Annotated in this window: 16 protein-coding genes and 1 tRNA gene; 7 read left to right on the top strand and 10 right to left on the bottom strand. The window is 64.7% G+C overall.

Going from position 1 to position 18231, the window contains the following annotated elements:
* Nucleotides 1–76 precede the first annotated feature (76 nt).
* On the bottom strand, nucleotides 77–847 hold the full coding sequence (locus GGD62_RS28295; RefSeq protein ID WP_026201985.1) for a DUF2189 domain-containing protein: 771 nt from the start codon (nucleotides 845–847) through the stop codon (nucleotides 77–79).
* A gap of 240 nt (nucleotides 848–1087) precedes the next feature.
* Between GGD62_RS28295 and GGD62_RS28290 the strand changes: the two genes are divergently transcribed.
* On the top strand, nucleotides 1088–3319 hold the full coding sequence (locus GGD62_RS28290; RefSeq protein ID WP_183711424.1) for an ATP-binding protein: 2232 nt from the start codon (nucleotides 1088–1090) through the stop codon (nucleotides 3317–3319).
* Nucleotide 3320: 1 nt separating this feature from the next.
* Here the strand turns inward: GGD62_RS28290 and GGD62_RS28285 are convergent, their stop codons facing one another.
* From GGD62_RS28285 to GGD62_RS28255, 7 genes are all read right to left on the bottom strand, one after another.
* Nucleotides 3321–3764: a hypothetical protein gene (locus tag GGD62_RS28285; protein ID WP_183711422.1), complete on the bottom strand. Its 444-nt coding sequence runs from the start codon at nucleotides 3762–3764 to the stop codon at nucleotides 3321–3323.
* 2 nt (nucleotides 3765–3766) lie between these two features.
* Complete coding sequence (locus GGD62_RS28280; RefSeq protein ID WP_179731501.1) at nucleotides 3767–4153, bottom strand: nuclear transport factor 2 family protein; 387 nt, start codon at nucleotides 4151–4153, stop codon at nucleotides 3767–3769.
* An 82-nt stretch (nucleotides 4154–4235) separates the two neighbouring features.
* Nucleotides 4236–4703: a MarR family winged helix-turn-helix transcriptional regulator gene (locus tag GGD62_RS28275; protein WP_183711420.1), complete on the bottom strand. Its 468-nt coding sequence runs from the start codon at nucleotides 4701–4703 to the stop codon at nucleotides 4236–4238.
* Nucleotides 4704–4729: 26 nt separating this feature from the next.
* The gene (locus tag GGD62_RS28270) at nucleotides 4730–6340 is read right to left on the bottom strand and encodes an acyl-CoA synthetase (protein WP_183711418.1); all 1611 of its coding nucleotides are present in this window, start codon (nucleotides 6338–6340) and stop codon (nucleotides 4730–4732) included.
* A gap of 50 nt (nucleotides 6341–6390) precedes the next feature.
* The gene (locus tag GGD62_RS28265) at nucleotides 6391–7530 is read right to left on the bottom strand and encodes an epoxide hydrolase family protein (protein WP_183711416.1); all 1140 of its coding nucleotides are present in this window, start codon (nucleotides 7528–7530) and stop codon (nucleotides 6391–6393) included.
* 225 nt (nucleotides 7531–7755) lie between these two features.
* A complete protein-coding gene (locus GGD62_RS28260; RefSeq protein WP_018318249.1) occupies nucleotides 7756–8211 on the bottom strand; it encodes a GatB/YqeY domain-containing protein in 456 nt (151 codons plus the stop codon).
* 51 nt (nucleotides 8212–8262) lie between these two features.
* Entirely contained in the window at nucleotides 8263–8973 is a 711-nt protein-coding gene (locus tag GGD62_RS28255; RefSeq protein WP_183711414.1) for an alpha/beta fold hydrolase, read from the bottom strand.
* 146 nt (nucleotides 8974–9119) lie between these two features.
* On the opposite strand from GGD62_RS28255, the gene carA reads away from it, so the two are divergent.
* Both carA and GGD62_RS28245 read left to right on the top strand, forming a co-directional pair.
* Entirely contained in the window at nucleotides 9120–10310 is a 1191-nt protein-coding gene (carA, locus tag GGD62_RS28250) for a glutamine-hydrolyzing carbamoyl-phosphate synthase small subunit (RefSeq protein WP_018318250.1), read from the top strand.
* A gap of 163 nt (nucleotides 10311–10473) precedes the next feature.
* Nucleotides 10474–10995 carry a hypothetical protein gene (locus GGD62_RS28245; protein WP_183711412.1) on the top strand — a complete coding sequence of 174 codons (522 nt, stop codon included), beginning with the start codon at nucleotides 10474–10476 and terminating at the stop codon, nucleotides 10993–10995.
* A 124-nt stretch (nucleotides 10996–11119) separates the two neighbouring features.
* Here the strand turns inward: GGD62_RS28245 and GGD62_RS28240 are convergent, their stop codons facing one another.
* The gene (locus GGD62_RS28240; RefSeq protein WP_018318252.1) at nucleotides 11120–11644 is read right to left on the bottom strand and encodes a Dps family protein; all 525 of its coding nucleotides are present in this window, start codon (nucleotides 11642–11644) and stop codon (nucleotides 11120–11122) included.
* 114 nt (nucleotides 11645–11758) lie between these two features.
* Here GGD62_RS28240 and GGD62_RS28235 point away from each other — a divergent pair, with 114 nt between their 5' ends.
* Together GGD62_RS28235 and GGD62_RS28230 are read left to right on the top strand one after the other, a co-directional pair.
* On the top strand, nucleotides 11759–12460 hold the full coding sequence (locus tag GGD62_RS28235) for a class I SAM-dependent methyltransferase (RefSeq protein WP_092260608.1): 702 nt from the start codon (nucleotides 11759–11761) through the stop codon (nucleotides 12458–12460).
* Nucleotides 12461–12514: 54 nt separating this feature from the next.
* Nucleotides 12515–12590 (top strand) — tRNA-OTHER (locus GGD62_RS28230).
* A 155-nt stretch (nucleotides 12591–12745) separates the two neighbouring features.
* Here the strand turns inward: GGD62_RS28230 and GGD62_RS28225 are convergent.
* Nucleotides 12746–13117 (bottom strand): helix-turn-helix transcriptional regulator, encoded by a 372-nt coding sequence (locus tag GGD62_RS28225; RefSeq protein WP_183711410.1) that lies wholly within the window; start codon nucleotides 13115–13117, stop codon nucleotides 12746–12748.
* Nucleotides 13118–13230: 113 nt separating this feature from the next.
* On the opposite strand from GGD62_RS28225, the gene GGD62_RS28220 reads away from it, so the two are divergent.
* Nucleotides 13231–14400: an MFS transporter gene (locus tag GGD62_RS28220; protein ID WP_183236865.1), complete on the top strand. Its 1170-nt coding sequence runs from the start codon at nucleotides 13231–13233 to the stop codon at nucleotides 14398–14400.
* 253 nt (nucleotides 14401–14653) lie between these two features.
* Nucleotides 14654–18118 carry a carbamoyl-phosphate synthase large subunit gene (carB, locus tag GGD62_RS28215; RefSeq protein ID WP_092260603.1) on the top strand — a complete coding sequence of 1155 codons (3465 nt, stop codon included), beginning with the start codon at nucleotides 14654–14656 and terminating at the stop codon, nucleotides 18116–18118.
* Nucleotides 18119–18231 lie beyond the last annotated feature (113 nt).

The raw sequence follows: 18231 nt of genomic DNA, 5'->3' as shown, positions 1-18231 counted from the left end.
CGCTCTTCGAGCTACGGCGGACAAGCCGCTTTGCCCACCCTACGGCACCGCCCAAGGGCAAAAGGACAGCGACTAGCTACACCGGCACCACCAGCCGCCGATAAAGATGCCAGGTCGCATGCCCGAGCACGGGTAACGTCACGATCAGCCCGAGAAAGTAAGGCAGCGCCGAGACGATCAGCAGCATCACGATCACGGCGGCCCATGTGATCATCGGCAGCGGGCTCGTCACCACCGCGCGCACGCTTGTCACCATCGCCGTGACGAAATCGACCTCGCGGTCGAGCAGCAGCGGAAACGACACCACGGTCAGCGAGAACAGGATCAGCGACAGCACCGCGCCGACCGCATTGCCGATGCCGAGGAACAGCAGGCCTTCATTCGTGGTCAGCACCACGGTCATGAATTCCTGAAGGCTCGAGAACGAAGCGTGCAGACCGAGCAGCAGCGCGATCAGGAGCCGCACCTGGTACATCCAGATCACGAACACGAACAGCGTGACGAACGCCATCCAGCCGATCTCGCTACGCGCGCGCACAGCCGACCAGATCGCGCCGAACGAGACCGGCTCGCCGCGCTCGCGGCGGCGGCTGACCTCATAGAGCCCGATCGCCACGAACGGCCCGATCAACGCGAAGCCTGCCGCCAGGGGATAGACGAGATAGACCATTCCGAAGGCGGTGAGGCACAGCATGATGGCGATGCCGCCGGCGGCGTAGAGCGCGCCGAAGCAGAGACCGTAGAACGGCAGCGCCTGGAAATCGCGCAGACCCTCGACCAGCGCCTCGGCGATATCGGTCGCCGCGACGCGACGTACCACCGGATCGACCTTGCCGGAGATGGACATCAGCTCCCTCCACACATCGGCGCGATCTTTCGTCGCGCGCATGCTGCGATACTAGCGCCGCCGCGCGCAGGCGCAACTTGATGCCAGCCTGCGCGAAGCGCAGCGGCGAGGTAACAATGCTCGCGATGCGAAATCCTTCACCATCGGTGCGATTTTCGCGCCAATGCTATGGACTGGGCAGACGATCGTCCGCAAATTGTACCTCCGAGCAGATGCGCCTGAGAGCGGACCGCCCCACCGATGAGCCTGCGTACCCGGTTACTGATCCTCGTCATTGCCGCCATGCTGGTGCCCGCGATCCTGGTTGGGCTGCGTTTTGTGCAGAACCGGGCCAGCGAGATCGACGCGGCGCTGGCCAATCTGGCCGCATCCGCCGACGACATCGCGAGCGATCTGAACGAGAAGATCCAGGGCACCGCCCAGCTCCACTACGGTCTGGCCCGCGCCCGCGACCTCGACACGCGCGACAAGGCGGCGTGCTCGGCGTTTCTGTCGGAAGTGCGCGAAGAATATCCGCAGTTCACGGGCATCTTGACCATCGATCCCGACGGCAGCCTGTTCTGCGACTCGCTTCGGACCAACCGCACCCTCGACCTGAACGACCGCGGCTATTTCAAAGAGGTCAAGGGTCTTCAAGGCGTCGTTGCCGCGGAGCCGGTGTTCGGCCGCCTCACCGGGCTATCGGTGCTCCAGATCGCCTATCCCGTGCGATCGGAGGCGGGCGCGCTGAAATTCGTGCTGCTCGCGTCCTTCAACCTGAACAAATTCGCGGAATTTCACGACAAGCGGCTGCTGGCCGAGAAGGACATCCTGTTCGTCGACGCCAAGGGTACGGTCCTGGTCGCCCCCAAGGGCGGCGGCTGGAGCGTGCCCATTGGCGGGACCATTGCGGGCTCCGATCTGTTCCGCTTTGCGGCAGCGCCCGATGGCGAGCCATTTCGGGAAGTCACCGAGCGCGGGGGCCGCACGCAGATCTGGGGCGTTGCCCGCTCGCCCTCGATGCGCAAGGCCGGCCTCACCATCATGGTCGGACGCTCCAAGGACGGACTGGTCGCGGCAGCGAACCGCCGGCTTTACGAGGACATGGCGATTCTCGCGGTGGCCTTACTGTTGCTCCTGGCCGGCTTATGGATCCTCACGACCGTGAGCATCGGCCGCCAGGTCGGGCGGCTCGCCACCATGGCGAAGAGGCTCGGGCGCGGAGATCTCAGCGCGCGCATTCCGGAGCCCCATCCGGGCGGCGAGCTCGGCGGATTGATGACCCTGCTCAACGGCACCGCCGAATCGCTGCAGCAGCAGCGCGCCGCGATCGCGGATCTCAACCTGAAGCTCAGCCAATCCCAGAAGATGGAAGCCATGGGCCAGCTCACCGGCGGCGTGGCGCATGACTTCAACAATCTCCTGACCGTCATTCTCGGCAACTCCGAGCATCTTGCCGACCAGCTGGCGGGAAACAAGGAATTGCACCGCATCGCCGGCGACATCGCGACCGCCGCCGAGCGCGGCTCTGACCTGACACGGAGCCTGCTCGCCTTCGCACGCAAGCAGCCGCTGCGGCCGAGAAAGATCGACATCGCCGAGAAAGTGCTCGGCATGGAGCAGCTTCTGCGTCGGACACTGGGCGAGCACATCGAGTGCCGCTTCGCGCTCGAACGGGATTTATGGCCGGCCAGCGTCGATCCCGGCCAGCTGACGACAGCGCTGCTCAACCTCGTGCTCAACGCGCGCGATGCGATGCCGGAGGGCGGCAAGCTGACGGTCGAGGTCCATAACAGCTCGCTCGGTGAATCCGACCTCGACGTCAACGGCGAGCCGCGGCCCGGCGACTACGTGATGGTGGCCGTGACCGATACCGGCAGCGGCATGAGCGCCGAGGTGGTCAGCCGCGCGTTCGAGCCGTTCTTCACGACCAAGGAGGTCGGCAAGGGGACCGGCCTCGGCCTGAGCATGGTCTACGGATTTGCACAACAGTCCGGCGGACTTGTGCAGATACAGTCCGAGCCGGGACGAGGCAGTGTCGTCAGGCTGTTCTTTCCCCGTCTCGAAACACCGCCGGGCGAGGACCTGCGCCCAGCGGAAGCGACCGTCACACAAGCGGGACACGAGACCATTCTCCTCGTCGAAGACGACGACATGGTGCGGGCCTATGTCGAGAACGAGCTCAGGACGCTCGGCTACCGGGTCATCGCGACGTCGAACGGACCGGCAGCGCTGGAGGTGATGCGCCAACCCGGAGACATCCAGCTGCTGTTCACCGACGTCGTCATGCCCGGCGGCATGTTCGGGCCGGAGCTTGCGAGGCAAGCAACCGAGCTGCGGCCTGATCTCAAGGTGCTCTTCACCTCCGGCTACAGCCAGACGCCCGTCAAGACTCCGGACGGGGACGGCGACGCCCGCATTCTGACCAAGCCGTTCCGGCGAAAGGATCTTGCGGCGATGCTGCGGGCCGCGCTCTCGGAGCCGTCGCGGTAGATCAGGACGCTATCGCGAGCTGGAGCGCCACTGCGAGATTGGCCGCGAACAGGCCCGCGTCGATGACGAAGATCCGGAGCATCGGACCCTTCAACACCGGCCAGTAGGCGACCCCGACACGTCCGCCACGCATCAGCACCGGGAGGTTATAGGCGAACTGGCTGAAATGGCAGGCCGAAAAGAACAGGAACAGCGTGAGCTGCGCCTCGACCGGCTGGAAGAAGAGCGGACGCGCAACCAGAAGGTAGAACGACAACAGCCCGATCGGCAGGTTCATCCTGCCCAGGAACGCAACGCTGGCCGCCAGGGTCGGCGCGATCGGATTGCTGCGCTCTTCCCGCGGCAGCAAGATCTTCAGCGTGTTGGCCTGCGCAATGCTGAACTGGATGAAGGCGCCGCCGAACCACAGCGTGTTGAGGAGCAGGACGATATCCGAAAGGCGCATGGTCATTTTCCGTAAAAGGCTTCGCTGCGCACGACGCGGCCAGCGTCGTCGAAATCCATGAACTCGCTGGCGCGCGTGTCTCCGAGCTGCCACCACACCGTCAGGCGCGCGATGGTGTCGTCCCAGCTCCAGCTCAGGATCTTCAGGTCCGCGCTTTCGATGTGGCCATAGGCTTTGCGCCAATAGCTGCGGATATTCTCGATGCCGGCGACGACAGGAGAACCGGTCAGCGTCAGTGCCAGAGGGCTGCGCATCTGCGCATTCTCGGCGAAATGCGCCACCACCGCGTCGATATCGACCTTGCACCAGCTCGCGCACCATGCCGCGACGAAGCGCTCGGCGGCCGCGCGATTCATTTTCTGCGCGCTCAATGGATTCTGTCCGCTCATGACGACACGGCCCTCCCCGGCTTGTTGCCAGGACAGTGGCAAAGCCCGCTTCTCATGTCAACTACATTGACTTTAAGAACCGTCAATTGTTGTCGGCGATCGTCCCCATGACAGCCATCCATGCCGCCGCCCCGGATGCGCCGACGCGATCGAACGCCTCGCGCAAAACCTTGCGCTCGTGGTCCGAGGCCCGTTGCTCGATGCGCTGCCCGGCGGCCGTCAGACGCAGCAGCTTCGAGCGATGCTGCTCGGGCGAGCGCCTCGACGTCAGGAGCTTGCGTTCCAGCAGCAGGTTGAGCGGCCGGCTCAAGGCCTGCTTGGAAATGCCGAGGACCTCGAGCAGCGAGCCGATCGCGATATCGGGCCGCCGCGCCACCACGTAGAGGATACGATGATGCGGACGCGACAGGCCCTGCTTCGCAAGATATTCGTCCGCTTCCAGCGTCATCCCGCGCCAGCCGTAATACATGAGCTCGAGCGCCGCATCGAGATCGTGCAGCTTGTCGAGCAAAGCGCGGTGAAGTCCCGCGGCTTGAGACGTCTTGGCCATTGTCGGAAGTCAGCCCTGTTAAGAAGTCAGCCCTTGGCCCGCAGCTCGCGCCGCAGCACCTTGCCGGTCGCCGTCATCGGCAGCGTCTCGGCGAATTCGACGAAGCGCGGATATTCGTGCGCGGCAAGCTGCACCTTGACGAAGTCCTGGATCTCGCGCGCCAGCGCGTCGGTGCCGGTAAAGCCCGGACGCAGCACGATCCAGGCCTTGATCGATTCGGTGCGGATCGGATCGGGGATGCCGACCACCGCGGCCATTGCCACCGACGGGTGCTTCATCAGCGTGTGCTCGATCTCGGACGGGCCGACGCGATAGCCGGCGGTGGTGATGACGTCGTCCTCGCGGCTGACATACCAGAAATAGCCATCCTCGTCCTGCACGCCGAGATCGCCGGTGAGCAGGAATTCGCCGGCATATTTCTTCGCCGTCGCCTCCGGATTGCGCCAATATTCGAGCATGGTGACGGGGCATGGCTGGCGCACGCCGATGATGCCCCGCTGGCCGCGCGGCAATTCCTCGCCCTTGTCGTTGACGATGCGGACGTCGAAGCCCGGCGTCGCCTTGCCCATCGCGCCGGGGCGGATCGGAAACAGGTTGGAGTTGCTGCCGATCACGAGATTGCACTCGGTCTGGCCGAACACCTCATGGGCGTCGATGCCGAAGGTCTCGCGCACCCAACCCAGCAGCTCGCCGCCAAGGGACTCGCCGCCGGTGAAGATGCTGCGGAGCTTGACGCCCGCGTGCTTGACGCCCGCCTGCCGCATCAGCTTCAGCGCGGTTGGCGGCAGGAAGACGTTGCGGACGCCGAGATCGGCCATCATCTGCATCGCCGCCTGCGGCTCGAATTTGCGCGCGCGATGCCCGACCAGGGGGATGCCGTGATACCAGAATGCGAGCAGGCCGTTGACGAGTCCGCCGATCCAGGCCCAGTCCGCCGGCGTCCACATGAGATCGCCTGGACGCGGCAGGAAATTGTGACACATCTCGACGTTGGGGAGATGACCGAGCACGACGCGGTGCGCATGCAGCGCGCCTTTGGGATTTCCCGTCGTGCCCGAGGTGTAGATGATCAGCGCGGGATCATCGGCGGCGGTGTCGACGGTCGCGAAGTCCTCGGACGCGGTTTCGATCGCCGGCCAGAATGGCTTTGCGCCGGCGTGGACGGCGCCGCTGGTGATGTAGATGTCCTGCAAATAGGGCAGCCGCTCGCGGATCTTCGTGAGCTTCTCCCAGCCCGCCTCATCAGTGATGATTGCCTTCGCCTGTGAATTCGAAAGGCGGAATTCCAGCGCGTCCTCGCCGAACAGGGCGAACAGCGGGATCGAGACCAGGCCGGAGCGGAACGCCGCCATATGCGCGATCGGCAGCTCCAGCGACTGCGACAGGAAAACCGCGACGCGATCGCCGCGCGAAAGCCCATCGGCCTTCAGCACGTTGGCAAAGCGGCGCGACATGTCCGCGACCTCGTCGAAGGAGGTGCGCGTGGTGGCGCCGTTCTCGTCGACAAAAACAAGCGCGAGCCGGCCGGTGCCGTCGGCATGCCGATCGCAGCATGCTTCCGCCATGTTGAAGCGCGCCGGGATGTCCCAGCGGAAGTTGCGGACGAGCTCGTCGTAGGTCTTGGCTTCGGTGAGCATGGGCTTGGTCGTCTTCCCGGGGTCTCGTCGTTGTTGCCCAGTCTAGAGAGTTACCGCATCGTCCGGAAGAATTTCCTGACATCGCGCACGAACAGCTCCGGCTGCTCGAAGGCGGCGAAATGGCCACCCTTCTCCATCTCGCTCCAATGCGTGATGTTGTGAAAGTTCGGTTCCATCCAGCTCCGCACCGGCGTGATGATCTCCTTCGGGAACGCAGCGACGCCGGTCGGCACCTTGACGACAGGCGTGGTGCGGCGCTTGCCAAAACTTTCCCAGTAGAGCCGCGCCGAGGAAGTCGCCGTCTCCGTCACCCAATAGAGCATGACGTTGTCGAGCAGCTCGTCCTGGGTGAAGATGTTCTCGGGATGGCCGTCGCAATCGGTCCAGGCCCAGAATTTTTCTAGGATCCAGGCCGCCTGCCCGCTCGGCGAATCCGTGAGGCCATAGCCGAGCGTCTGCGGGCGCGTCGATTGCTGCTTGGAATAGCCGGAGTCGAAATCGACGTAATGCTTGAGGCCGGCGAGTGCCCGCTTCTCCTCCGGAGTCGGCTCGCCCTCCATGCGCGGCGGCGAGTTGAAGGACAGCGTGATGTGAATGCCGGCGCAGTGCTCCGCATCCTGCGCACCGAGCGAGGCCGTCACCGCCGACCCCCAATCGCCGCCTTGCGCGCCATAGCGCGCATAGCCCAGCCGTTCCATCAGCTGCGCCCAGGTCGCGGCGATGCGGTCGACGCCCCATCCGGTCGCCTTCGGCTTGGCGGAGAAGCCGAAGCCCGGCAGCGAAGGACAGATCACGTGAAACGCGTCCGCGGGATTGCCGCCATGCGCGACGGGATCGGTGAGCGGCGCGATCACCTTCTGGAATTCGACGATCGAGCCCGGCCAGCCATGGGTGATGATCAGCGGCAGCGCGTTTGGTTCTTTCGAGCGCACATGCAGAAAATGAATGTCGAGCCCGTCGATCTCGGTGGTGAACTGATCGAAGCGGTTCAGCTTTGCCTCGCGCGCGCTCCAGTCGTATTCGCTCGCCCAATAGGCGCAGACCTCTCGGATCCACTTCAGCGGTGCGCCCTGACTCCAGTCGTCGACCAGCTCCGCCTCCGGCCAGCGCGTGCGGGTGAGACGCGACTTGAGATCGGAGAGAATGTCGTCGCTGATGGCGATACGGAACGGTTTGATGGCGCCGGTCATCGTGCCTCCCGATTTTTCTTGTCGAGAGAGTAGACCGGATCGCAGCCACGTCAAAGGTACCCATCCTCCCCTGGAGGGGGAGGATCGGTTCGCATGAAGTGAAGCGGCATGCGAACCGAGGTGGGGTGGCAGTCTTTCCGCGGAAGCGCTGCCCGAGTGGAGAGATCACCCCACCCCGCTAGGCTTCGCGCGATCGACCCTCCCCGTCCAGGGGAGGGTAAGCAGCTAGCCCGACAGCGCGGCCTTCACGAGGCCGCTCGCCTTGCCGAAATCCATCTGCCCGGCATACTTCGCGCGCAGCACGGCGATCACCTTGCCCATGTCCTTCATGCCGGCAGCACCGGTCTCGCCGATCGCATCCGCGATCGCCTTCTTCACCTCGTCGTCGGCCATCTGCTTCGGCAGATACGCCGAGATCACTGCGATCTCCTCGCGCTCCTGGGCCGCGAGCTCGGCGCGGCCGCCCTTGTCGTAGAGCTCGACCGCCTCCTGGCGCTGCTTGATCATCTTCTGCAGCACACCGAGCAAGTCGGCGTCCGACAGCGGCGGCTTGCCGTTGCCGCGAGCGTCGATGTCGGCGTTCTTGATGGTCGAGTTGACCATGCGCAGCGTGGACAGCTTGCGCTCGTCCTTGGCCTTCATGGCCTCCTTGACCGCATTGTTGATGTCGTCGCGCAACATGATCGTGATCCCTTCCAATATCTGACGCCTGATCTAGGCCGTTCGCGGCCCCTAGACAACCTCGGTTCCGAGCCATTCGGTCAGGGCCCGCACTGTCGCTTCGGGCTGCTCGGCTTGCGGCAAGTGCCCGCAGCGATCGAGGACCTTGAGCCTTGCGCCGGCGATGCCCTCGGCCATCTCCCTGGAGAGAGCGTTCGGGATGGTGTTGTCGGCATCGCCCGTCAACACCAGCGTCGGGCATTTGATGGCTGCAAGCGTCGGGCGTGAATCCACCCGTGCGATGATCGCGGACTGCTGCCGCAGATAGCCCTCGACACCGACATCCTCGTCCTGTGCATGCACCAGCTTGAGAATATCGGCATCATCGCGCCGCGACGGATGCACCAGCTCCGGAAAACTCTCGTCGCGGACCGCGCGGAGCTCGCCGCGCCTGGCGCGTTCCATCAGGCCGCGCCGGCGTGCGGTCGCCTCCGGCGTATCGGGCCGCGCCTGGGTATTGATCAGCGCGAGCTTTGACACCCGTTCGGGCGCCTGGCGCATGATCTCGAATGCGATGTAGCCGCCCATGGAATGACCGGCGAGCGCGAAGCGCGGCGGGGCCTCGCTCAGCACGCGGGCGGCGATCGCCGCAATGCTGTCGTCGCGGATATGGTTGGCAACCATGACCGGGCCGAAACGCCACAGCGCCGGGATGACCGGAGCATAGATCCGGGCCGAGGAGGCCAGCCCCGGAACCAACAGAATCGGGGTGGTCTGGTCCATTATTGCCTCGCAAGCCCAGGAATTTGCCGGAAATTGTGCGGCCAAGCTTAGGAGCCCGAGACAGGCTGTCAAATATGCAAAAACGCATGTGAATCGGTGCATCTGCGCTTTGACGGGGGCGTCCGGCAGGCTTATGAAACGCGCTCATGACACAACATGACAACGATCCCGCTTGGCCGGACCATAAACCGACCGCGCTCCTCGTGCTTGCCGACGGCACGGTGCTTGAAGGCTTTGGTCTCGGCGCCGAAGGCCACGCCGTCGGTGAAGTCTGCTTCAACACCGCGATGACCGGCTATGAGGAGATCCTCACCGATCCCTCCTATGCCGGGCAGCTCATCACCTTCACCTTCCCGCATATCGGCAATGTCGGTACCAACGAGGAAGACATCGAGACGGTGAACATGGCCGCCACACCTGGCGCCCGCGGCGTGATCCTGCGCACCGCGATCACCGATCCCTCGAACTACCGCGCCACCAAGCATCTCGACCAGTGGCTGAAGGCGCGCGGCATCATCGGCCTCTCCGGCATCGACACCCGCGCACTGACCGCGCTGATCCGCTCAAAGGGCATGCCCAATGCCGTGATCGCGCACGCCAGGAACGGCGAGTTCGACCTGCATGGCCTCAAGGAAGAGGCGCGCGAATGGCCGGGCCTCGAGGGCATGGACCTCGTGCCGATGGTCACAAGCGGCCAGCGCTTCACCTGGGACGAGACGCCGTGGCTGTGGGACAAGGGCTTTGGCCGCCAGGACAAGGTGGAGTTCAACGTCGTCGCCATCGACTACGGCATCAAGCGCAACATCCTGCGCCTGCTCGCCGGCGTCGGCTGCAAGGTGACGGTGGTGCCGGCGACGACTTCGTCCGAAGACATTCTGGCGATGAAGCCGGACGGCGTGTTCCTGTCCAACGGTCCGGGCGATCCGGCCGCGACCGGCAAATATGCCGTGCCTGTGATCCGGGACGTCATCAAGTCCGGCACGCCGACCTTCGGCATTTGCCTCGGCCACCAGATGCTCGGCCTCGCCGTCGGCGCCAAGACGAAGAAGATGCATCAGGGCCATCACGGCGCCAATCACCCCGTGAAGGACGAGACCACCGGCAAGGTCGAGATCACCTCGATGAACCACGGTTTTGCGGTGGACGAGACCACGCTGCCGAAGGGCGCGACGCAGACCCACATCTCGCTGTTCGACGGCTCCAATTGCGGCATCCAGCTCGACGGCAAGCCGGTGTTCTCGGTGCAGTACCACCCCGAGGCCTCACCAGGCCCGCGCGACTCACACTACCTGTTCCAGCGTTTTGCGGATCTGATGCGGCAGAAGAAGAGCGCGTAAGACGCGCGCTCTCATGCCCCGCTGACTGGGCCTCGCGGCTCTGGGGTCCCGGCTCTGCGCCGCGGCGTTGCACGCTGCAGCGCGTCCGGGACAGGTGACCTGTTGAGGAACACCTCCACCCGATAGAATGTTGTCCCGCCGTCTTTGCAGCCGGAGTCCCGCCATGTCCGTCGTCCGCGACAAGGCCGAGCCGCTCGCCATCGTGTTCGAGGATGACGGGCTCGTGCCGAACAACATCCTTCCGTTCCTGGTCTACCAGGCTGCGGTGAAGCTCGACCCGGAGCGGCCGGAAGAGACCATCGAGAACCTGTTCGAAGCGAATGGCTGGGGCGGGACGTGGCGGAATGGCGTCTACGATTATCTGCATTACCACGCGACGGTGCATGAGGTGCTCGGCGTCGCGCGCGGCAGTGCCCGCGTCCGCTTCGGCGGCGACCATGGCCAGGAGCTCGAGATCAAGGCGGGTGATGTCGCGATCCTGCCCGCCGGCACCGGCCATCAACGCATCAGGGCGAGCGAGGATTTCTGCGTGATCGGCGCCTATCCGCCCGGGGCAGAGATGGAGATCACGCGCGCAACGCCCGAGAACCACGCGAAAGCGTTGAAGACGATTCCGAACGTCGCGATGCCGCCGGCCGATCCCGTGACGGGCACGGATGGGGCGTTGATGCGGCTGTGGCGGTAGCCACAACGGCGGCGCCGTAGGGTGGGCAAAGCGAAGCGTGCCCACCAATCTATTCAAGCCGTAAGGAAAGATGGTGGGCACGGCGCGCAAGAGCGCGCCTTTGCCCACCCTACGGCACCGTGCCCTACGCCTCGTTGCCACCCTCCTGCCGCGTGGCCTCGAACAGGAACCACGTCCGGCGCTCGGTCTCGTCGATGAACACTTCCAAAATGCTGGCGCTGGCGACATCGCCGGCGTCGTCGCAGACCTCGTGCGCTTTGCGCATCGCAGCCGCGACGTGCTTGTTGTCCTGCATCAGCTCGCGCAGCATCTCGCGCGGCGGGACGTAGTCCTCGTTGTTGTCCTTGATGGTCTGGAGCTTTGCGACCTGGCCGATCGACTTCAGCGTGGTGCCGCCGATCTTGCGGACGCGCTCGGCGAGCTGGTCGGTGGTGGCGAAGATCTGGTCGGACTGCTCGTCGAGCAGCAGATGATAGTCGCGGAAATGCCGGCCGCTGATGTGCCAGTGAAAATTCTTGGTCTTCAGGTACAGCGCGAAGGCGTCGGCCAGAAGTACGTTGAGCGCCTCCGAAACCTTCTTGACCCCGTCGGGCGACAGGTCGGTGGGGGTATCGAGATCGGGCGAGACCTTGTTGTTGGTTTTGCTCACGGGAAGCCTTCCTGTTAGGACGCGGACATTGACGGCGCGCCGTCGCACCCCTAACGCAAGGCGGGCAGCGCCGGTTCCTTGACGGGAACCGTTTGGCCGGGACCATCGAATACCATGGACGATTGGATCGATTATTACGACTCGACGCATACGATCTATGTCAGCAAGCTGCATCGCGACTTGCACTTCCAGATCATCGCGCGGGACATCATCGGCTATATCCCCTCGCCGGACGCGACGGTGCTGGACTATGCCTGCGGCGAGGCGCTGTCTGCGACCCAGGTGGCCGCTAGCTGCGGCAAGCTGATCCTCGCCGAGCCCGCGCCGGGCGTGCGCGGCCGGCTGATCGCGCGGTTTGCCCCGAACACCAAGATCCGTGTCCGCTCGCTCGACGATGTCCGCAAGATGCAGGACCAGTCGATCGACCTCGTCGTGATGAACTCGGTCGCGCAATACATGGCGCCGGACGAGCTCGATGCCGCGCTCCTCACCATCCGCCGTATCCTGAAGCCCTCCGGCAAGCTGGTGCTGGGGGACATCCTCCAGCCCAACGTCGGGATGTTCAGGGACGTCATGGCGCTGCTCGGCTTTGGCCTGCGCCACGGTTTTCTGAAAGACGCGCTGATCGGGCTGATCAGCACCGCGCTGTCCGACTACCGTCATCTGCGCACGCGTATCGGGCTCCAGCGCTACAGCGAGGAGGAAATTACCGCCAAGCTGAGAGCGGCCGGGTTCGCGGTCCAGCGCGCCCACGCCAATATCGGCCACAATCGCTGGCGCATGACCTTCATCGCGCGGCCGCCTCTGGTTCGTTAAGCATAACAATTAGCCGTTGTAGCTTGTCGCACTGCAATCGGTAATGATCGCCTCGGCCCGGTGGCGGAAGCGTCTACGCGAGGGCGGTGCAACGCTCTACATCCTGGTTCAAATCCAGGCCGGGTCTCCAGCCTTCGCTGCTTACGCAGCTTCGGCTCGGCAAGCGTTTTCGTGGCGAAGGCTGCCGCGGCGAAGCCCGAAGGGCGAAGCCGGGCGTGGCGCAGCCAAGCGTGTCCAGCGTAGCTGGAGCGCAGCGGAAGCGAAGACGGACTGCCCGCCCCAACCTCAATCTGCCGCAACCACTTCACCCTCCGGCAGCAACTGAAGCCGCTCGGCATCCCTGGCCGCGGATTTGATCACCGCATCGAGCAGGCCGGGAAAACGCGCGTCCAGATCCTCGCGGCGCAGCCGCATGAAGCGGTTGGTGCCGGCCACGCGCGTCTGCATCAGGCCGCATTCGCGCAGCTTGGCGAAGTGATAGGCGAGGTTGGACTTGCCCGCGAGCCCGTTGAAGTCGCCGCAGCAGAGCTCGCTGCTGACACCTTCCTGCTGGGCAAGCTGGTAGACGATGGCGAGCCGGATCGGATCGCTCAGGCAATCCAGCACCATCGGCAGCTCGATCTGCTCGGGGGTCGGGTGAAGGGGAATACGGCTCATGACCCGGGAATCATAGCGAAGCGGCCGCAATGTTCAATAGTTCTTGAACCAATTGACTTCGGTATCATCACATTCAATAGTTCAATAAACGTTGAACATAGGGATCTCGCCCAATGAGCGTATTCTGGCTGGCCCTGGCGGCCTTTGCGATCGGCACCGAAGGCTTTGTAATTGCAGGTCTTTTGCCCGGCATCGCCGCCGATTTGCAGATTTCGGTCTCCGCCGCCGGCCAATTGGTCACGGCTTACGCCCTCACCTACGCCGTGGGCTCCCCGATCCTGGCCGTCGCGCTGAACAATATCGACCGCCGCACCGTGCTGGCCCTGGCACTGGCGACCTTCATCGCCGGAAATCTCGCCGCGATGGTGGCTTCCAGCTACGCCCTGCTGCTGGCCTCGCGGATGCTGATGGCGCTGGGCTCCGGGCTTTGCATGCCGACGGCGCTCGCAGTGTCCGTGGCGGTCGCCTCGCCGGAACGGCGCGGCCGAGCGGTGGCGCTGGTCACGTCGGGCCTGACGGTCGCGACCGTCATTGGCGTTCCCCTCGGCAACCTCGTCGGCAGCCTGCTCGGCTGGCGCGCGACCTTTGCCATGGTCGCTATGATCGGCACCGTCGCGCTTGCCGGGCTGCTGCTCGGCCTGCCCCGCGGCCTGCCGCGCAACACCGCCTCGCTCGGCGAACGGCTGGCCGTGGCGCGTCACAGCAACGTCCTGGTCGCGCTTGTGATCACGATCCTATGGGCGCTCGGGGGCTTCACCGTGTTCACCTACTTCGCGATTCCGCTGCGCGGCCTCGGCTTCGATGCGCAGCAAATCAGCCTTGCGTTGCTGGTGTTTGGCGGCGCGGCCGCGATCGGGAACATGTTCGGCGGCTTACTTGCCGACCGGCTCGGTACGCTCGCCACCGTGGGCCTCGGGCTCGCCGGCATGGCAGCAGCGCTGATCCTGCACTCGGTGGTCCTGAAGCTGATGCCGGGCCAGGCGCACTATGCGGTGCTGGGCGCGATCTTCCTCTGGGGCATCTCGGGCTGGGCATTCTACCCGGCCCAGGTCGCCAGCATCATCCGGATCGAGCCGCAGGCCTCGATGATCGCGCTCTCGCTCAACGCCTCCGCCATGTATCTCGGCTTCGCCATCGGCGGGGCATTGGGCGGGGCGGTGCTGGCTACCCTCTCGCCGACCGACCTCGGCTGGATCGGCGGAACGAGCGTTGCGGCCTCACTTCTGGTGCATCTCGCCCGTGGCTGGCAGGCCAGGCCAAAACCCGTCAAAATTGCCGGTTGATGGGCGTTTTTCGGGGTTTCGCCGCTCCGGAATCTGGTCTAAGACCCACCCGCGCGCGAGGGAGACCACCGCGCGCGCGCATGATCCGCCAAAGTGTAGGCGGTTTGGCGTCAAGATCATGCGCCTCTTATAAGAGGTAGAAGCGCGATCGGACGCAAAACCGGTGGCCACTTTTGCTGATCGCGCTTCGGCCAAAGGGACGCGCAGGAGCGCGCCCTTTTTTTGTGCCCAAATTCCAGTCCGGCGAGAGTTGATGCCCAAACGTACAGACATCACCACCATCCTGATCATCGGCGCCGGTCCCATCGTGATCGGCCAGGCCTGCGAGTTCGACTATTCGGGCACCCAGGCGGTGAAGACGCTGAAGGAAGAGGGCTATCGCATCGTCCTCGTCAATTCCAACCCGGCCACCATCATGACCGACCCGGAATTGGCCGATGCGACCTATATCGAGCCGATCACGCCCGAGATCGTCGCCAAGATCATCGAGAAGGAACGTCACGTCATCCCCGGCGGCTTCGCGCTGCTGCCGACCATGGGCGGACAGACCGCGCTGAACTGCGCGCTGTCGCTGCGCCGCCAGGGCACGCTCGACAAGTTCGACGTCGAAATGATCGGCGCGACCGCGGATGCGATCGACAAGGCGGAAGACCGCCAGCTGTTCCGCGAGGCCATGACCAAGATCGGGCTCGAGACTCCGAAGTCGCGGCTCGCCAACGCCTCGGCGCTGAAGAAATCGTTCCGCGACAAATATCAGGCCGAGCGCGAAAAACTCTCCGGCGCCGCGCTCGAAGAGCATGAGCGGCAGTGGACTCTCGGCGAGAGCGAGCGCCGCAAGCGCTACCAGGAATACGCCTTCGGCCAGGCCATGATGGCGCTGTCCGAGATCGGCCTGCCCGCGATCATCCGCCCCTCCTTCACCATGGGCGGCACCGGCGGCGGCATTGCCTACAACAAGGAAGAGTTCCTCGACATCATCGAGCGTGGCCTCGATGCATCTCCGACCAACGAAGTGCTGATCGAAGAATCCGTGCTCGGCTGGAAAGAGTACGAGATGGAGGTGGTGCGCGACAAGAAGGACAATTGCATCATCGTCTGCTCGATCGAGAACCTCGATCCGATGGGCGTGCACACCGGCGATTCCATCACGGTGGCGCCGGCGCTGACGCTGACTGACAAGGAATACCAGATCATGCGCGACGCCTCGCTGGCGGTGCTGCGCGAGATCGGGGTGGAGACCGGCGGCTCCAACGTGCAGTTCGGCGTCAACCCCGAGGACGGCCGCATGGTCGTCATCGAGATGAACCCGCGCGTGTCGCGCTCGTCCGCTCTGGCTTCGAAGGCCACCGGCTTCCCGATCGCGAAGGTCGCGGCCAAGCTCGCGGTCGGCTACACGCTCGACGAGATCGCCAACGACATCACCGGCGGCGCCACGCCGGCCTCGTTCGAGCCGACCATCGACTACGTCGTCACCAAGGTGCCGCGCTTCGCCTTCGAGAAATTCCCCGGCGCCTCCACCACGCTGACGACGTCGATGAAGTCGGTCGGCGAAGTCATGGCGATCGGCCGCACCTTCCAGGAAAGCCTGCAGAAGGCGCTGCGCGGGCTCGAGACCGGCCTCACCGGCCTCGACGAGATCGAGATCGAGGGTCTCGGCCGCGACGACGACAAGAACGCGATCCGGGCCGCGCTCGGCACGCCGACGCCGAACCGGCTGCTCCAGGTCGCCCAGGCGATGCGGCTCGGCTGGTCGAACGAGGAGATCTTCAACTCCTGCAAGATCGATCCGTGGTTCCTCAGCGAGATGCGCGGCATCGTCGACATGGAGGAGAAGGTTCGCAAGAACGGCCTGCCGGGCAATGCCTTCGGCATGCGCACGCTGAAGGCCATGGGCTTCTCCGATGCGCGGCTCGCGGTGCTCGCCGAGACGACGGAAGCCGAGGTCACCGCGAAGCGCCACGCGCTCGGCGTTCGTCCGGTGTACAAGCGCATCGACACCTGCGCGGCCGAATTCGCCTCGCCGACCGCCTATATGTATTCGACCTATGAGGCGCTGTTCGCGGGCGCACCGGCGGACGAGAGCACGCCGTCCGACAAGAAGAAGGTCATCATTCTCGGCGGCGGACCGAACCGCATCGGCCAGGGCATCGAATTCGACTATTGCTGCTGTCACGCCTGCTTCGCGCTGCATGATGCCGGCTATGAATCCATCATGGTCAACTGCAATCCGGAAACCGTGTCGACCGATTACGACACCGCCGACCGGCTGTATTTCGAGCCGCTCACTGCCGAGGACGTGCTGGAGATCATCGCCAAGGAGCGCACGAACGGCACGCTGCACGGCGTGATCGTGCAGTTCGGCGGCCAGACGCCGCTGAAGCTCGCGCGCGCGCTGGAAGCCGCCGAAGTGCCGATCCTCGGCACCTCGCCTGACGCCATCGATCTTGCCGAGGACCGCGACCGCTTCAAGCGCGTGCTCGACAAGCTGCGTCTCAAGCAGCCCAAGAACGGCATCGCCTATTCGGTCGAGCAGGCAAGGCTCGTCTCTGCCGATCTCGGCCTGCCGCTGGTGGTGCGTCCGTCCTACGTGCTCGGCGGCCGTGCGATGCAGATCATCCGCGAGGAGAACCAGCTCAACGACTATCTGCTCGGCACGCTGCCGGAGCTGGTGCCGGCGGACGTCAAGGCGCGCTACCCGAACGACAAGACCGGGCAGATCAACACCGTACTCGGCAAGAACCCGCTGCTGTTCGATCGCTATCTCTCGGACGCAACCGAGATCGACGTCGACTGCCTCTGCGACGGCAAGGACACCTTCATTGTCGGCATCATGGAGCACATCGAGGAAGCCGGCATCCATTCCGGCGACAGCGCCTGCTCCCTGCCGGCGCATTCGCTCGAGCCTGAGATGATCGAGGAGCTGGAGCGGCAGACCCGCGAGCTCGCGCTCGGCCTCGACGTCGTCGGCCTGATGAACGTGCAATACGCCGTCAAGGACGGCGAGATCTACGTGCTCGAGGTCAATCCGCGTGCCTCGCGCACCGTGCCGTTCGTCGCCAAGGTGGTCGGCACGCCGGTCGCGAAGATCGCCGCGCGCATCATGGCCGGCGAGAAGCTTGCCGATTTCAAGCTGAAGAAGGCAAAGCTCAAGCACGTCGGCGTCAAGGAGTCGGTATTCCCATTCGCGCGCTTCCCCGGCGTCGACACGGTGCTCGGCCCCGAGATGCGCTCGACCGGCGAGGTCATGGGCATCGACCGCAATTTCGAGGTCGCCTTCGCCAAGAGCCAACTCGGCGGCGGCACGCGAGTACCGCGCAAGGGCACGGTGTTCGTCTCGGTGCGCGAGAGCGACAAGACGCGCATCGCCGATGCGGTCCGCGAACTGCATTCGCTCGGCTTCAAGGTGCTGGCGACCTCGGGCACCCAGCGCTTCCTGACCGACCAGGGCATCCCGACCGAGAAGGTGAACAAGGTGCTGGAGGGTCGGCCGCACATCGTCGACGCCATCACCAATGGCGACGTCCAGCTCGTCTTCAATACCACCGAAGGCCCGCAGGCGCTCGCCGACAGCCGTTCGCTGCGGCGCGCGGCCCTCTTGCATAAAGTGCCGTATTACACCACTCTTTCCGGGGCCGTGGCGGCCGCGCAGGGCATCCGCGCCTATCTCGGCGGGGACCTTGAGGTTCGTACCCTGCAGAGCTACTTTTCGGAAACCTGATCGCGAGCGGGAGGCCGAGCCTTAAGGGTTAGGCCTCCGCTAAGTGATTGGCAATGAAGCCACAATGGCCGGAGGAACTGTCCGGCCATGGTGGTTGTTCTGTTCCGGCGCCA

This window comes from Bradyrhizobium sp. ERR14 (genome assembly GCF_014198235.1).
In the GTDB taxonomy this organism is placed as follows: Bacteria; Pseudomonadota; Alphaproteobacteria; order Rhizobiales; family Xanthobacteraceae; genus Bradyrhizobium.
The sequence above is the reverse complement of the archived record's forward strand: the minus strand, read 5'-3'. Positions and strand labels throughout refer to the sequence as shown.